This is a genomic window from Leyella stercorea (assembly GCF_021531655.1).
The window spans coordinates 1-526 of the sequence record NZ_JADYUF010000120.1; the positions used below are offsets into that span (position 1 = coordinate 1).

General features: G+C 47.9%; 1 pseudogene. It reads right to left on the reverse strand.

From position 1 onward, the window contains the following. Positions 1-526, reverse strand: a pseudogene (locus I6E49_RS14290) (IS1380-like element IS612 family transposase); the annotation flags it as partial.

Consider the following 526-nt stretch of genomic DNA (forward strand, 5'->3'; position numbering starts at 1 on the left):
TAAGCAGAAGAAAGACAGTATTCTCCGCCATGAATGACTTGGGGAGCCTGCTCCAACCGAATCCGTTGTTCATGTCGTCAAAGATACGTTCCTTGCCGCCACGCAGATTGTAGAATTCAACAATGTCCCTTGTCGATGACTTGTAATCGTTGGTCAGAATACAACGGTAAGTGTATTCGCCTTCCCACAGGTCAAGGTCGCCACTGTTGCGTCTTTGTCTCTGGATGACAAGACGATAGCACTTGCCTTCCCATTTCTCAACGAGAATGGAATTGAGTTCGAACTGGATGCCGTTAATCTCCTCCGTCTTCCATCCTCTCAGAGCAAAGATGTCATTGTAGAGCGAACTGCATCGGTTGGCACGGATGTAGAAATGTTTGCAATGCTTCTCTATCTCACTGACGATTTCCTTCGAGCAGGAACCGCAGTCTGCCCTGAAGCGATTTACACGGATGTTCTGGGATTCCAGAAGAGCGAAGAATCTCTTATGGGTGTCTGCCTGATGAAAACGCACATTCGTGTTGCC